Source organism: Burkholderia aenigmatica (genome assembly GCF_902499175.1).
In the GTDB taxonomy this organism is placed as follows: domain Bacteria; phylum Pseudomonadota; class Gammaproteobacteria; order Burkholderiales; family Burkholderiaceae; genus Burkholderia; species Burkholderia aenigmatica.
Window position 1 is genome coordinate 1 of record NZ_CABVQC010000145.1, and the last position, 2,124, is coordinate 2,124.

The 2,124-nt window shown below is 58.8% G+C and carries 3 protein-coding genes; all 3 read right to left on the reverse strand.

Features of this window, described 5'->3' with window-relative positions; genetic code table 11:
* Positions 1-7 precede the first annotated feature (7 nt).
* The 3 genes from BDO18943_RS42320 to BDO18943_RS42330 all read right to left on the reverse strand — a co-directional run bounded on the left by BDO18943_RS42320 (position 8) and on the right by BDO18943_RS42330 (position 2,037).
* On the reverse strand, positions 8-1,222 hold the full coding sequence (locus BDO18943_RS42320) for a hypothetical protein (RefSeq protein WP_175026715.1): 1,215 nt from the start codon (positions 1,220-1,222) through the stop codon (positions 8-10).
* Positions 1,223-1,378: 156 nt separating this feature from the next.
* Positions 1,379-1,774 (reverse strand): DUF1294 domain-containing protein, encoded by a 396-nt coding sequence (locus BDO18943_RS42325; RefSeq protein WP_235996343.1) that lies wholly within the window; start codon positions 1,772-1,774, stop codon positions 1,379-1,381.
* Positions 1,771-2,037 (reverse strand): hypothetical protein, encoded by a 267-nt coding sequence (locus BDO18943_RS42330; protein ID WP_175026716.1) that lies wholly within the window; start codon positions 2,035-2,037, stop codon positions 1,771-1,773. Before BDO18943_RS42330 ends, BDO18943_RS42325 begins: the two co-directional genes overlap by 4 nt.
* Between the last annotated feature and the right edge of the window lie 87 nt (positions 2,038-2,124).

Consider the following 2,124-nt stretch of genomic DNA (forward strand, 5'->3'; position numbering starts at 1 on the left):
TAGTGGCTCAGCCGACGGTCGTCAGGTGGGGGAATTTGAAGTGACCATACCCGGAGGAATTTGACCGACCGCCGGGGCAGATAGCTTCAACGGCCGTCTCGATCCCCTCCAGATACGCGGGCAAGCTAACGTCGATTCCGGCCACAGCATGCGCCAACATCATCGACTCCACGCCGTCAAGCGCAGCTTTGGCTTCGGAACTGTCATCGTCGTCGTGCAGCGAAGACTCGATCACACCGCCACCCTGGGGCAACAGCGTAATCACGATGTCATAGGCAGCGAGCCGTATCTCTCGATACCCATTCGCCCGCGGTTTCTCGTCGCGCTCCAGATACGCCTGAAGGGCTCCAACATCCAGCATCGGAGCGGTACCCTCTAGAATCGCCAATCGGGCCTTCTCACCAGCGTCCCGCGTGTCGAATGGTCCGGCGATGTTTTCCTGCCGGTCAACGTCGAAGACAACGAACGGTGCATTTTCGCCGTCACCAGCGAAATTGCCACAAGGATCAGTTCCATCGACAACCAGACTTCTCTGAACAGTGGCCGAATTGATCGCGTGTCGCACCGTATCTGGCAATTCGATGAAGTCATCAAGGTAGCCTTCCACGATGAACGCTATCGCTTCGTCAAACGTCACCGTCTGGGCAAGGCTGACGTAGGCGTGGGCCTCCGAAATCAGGCCATCGGCACGCTCGCCCTCAACCGTGAAGATTCCGCCTTGCCGAACGTGCGGGACCGCATGAGCGTCGATTTTGACCGACGGCGCTGTCTCATTGACGTCGATCACCACGTTCAACGCCTGCATGCGCTGCACCGCCGCCAGGATGCTCGTAGCAATGGGGTTCAAAGGGGCTTTCACCGCGGCGGAATCCGCTTCAGCCTGGAATCCACGGGGCCCGCGAAATGCATCAACGCGGAAGTCAGCCTCAGCAGCCAGTTTCCACTCAGAATTCCAGAGAGGATGCAGTTCGTCGCCGATACAGGCTTCCTGATTCTCGGCACGGCCGCATTCTACAAAGGCATCGAGCATCAGCATGTTCGCGTCACAGAAGTCATGGGTATGGCATACCCCTGCGCTTTCTTCGACGCGGTTCCGTTCACGGACGAGTGTGAGTTCCGCTTCCGTCAACGACAACGCCAATTGACGGCAGAAGGCGATTGCTACACGTACTGCCGCTTCGTGAAACTGGGCAACAACCGACTTGCCGCTTTGCTGGTTCATATGTGCTCCGTTGATTGAATCGCGAAGCACACAGCCCACCGGGACTGAGATGCCCCGCATGGGTTTGAAATAGTGGCCGGTGAACCCAGCCTAAGGATCAAATCCCGATCCCGGGCGACAGCGGAATTCCGCCATCGACCCGGTACCGGTATCTCGTCATCTCCTGACGTAGAGCCAGTAGAGAACGCACGCCACGAGCCACAGCAGCCATGCGACACAGAAGACGCCGTCGAACGCCGGCTTCAGTGTCTTGTGCCTGGCCGTAGCCCTGCCCAGTTGGGCGCCTACGAAACCACCTCCGAGGGTGATCAGATGCAGCCATGTTTCCTTGATGCGCTTCTCCCGCTCCACTGCCCGGCGTTTGTCTTCGACGAACATCACGAAGGCAACGACGTTGATGCAGAGGAACAGGATGCGGAACGCACCGGGAAACAACGGCGACAACACGATCAATCCTGACACGAAGGCAAGTCCGGTCAGTTCCCGAAACGGTTTCGGCTTTGCTTGAGTCTGCATACCCCTCCTTTCGGGATTGAACACGACGAAGCTCATCCCCGATCGAGGCCGGGAAGCTCGTCGAACTTGGTGAAACTGATGCCGGCGCCGGTGTAGGTTGCGATTTCGCCGTACACCACGACGCGATCGACCTGCAACTGCGCAGCACGCGCTTCCTCGATCAGCTTCTTGTAGGTAGCGCGATTCAGTACGCCGTTGACGACGAAGATACCGGTCCCCTTGGAGACGGTGGTAGCTCGAACGAAACCTGCGAGATACTGGTACCCATCCAACGGAGAGACCGCGGCGTAGCTATACATCCCCAGCACCTGCTGTCACGGGGCGGCGCTATGGAGCCAATGCGGGGTCGGCATAAGGGCGCCACTTGAGGGGCGGCACATAGGCGC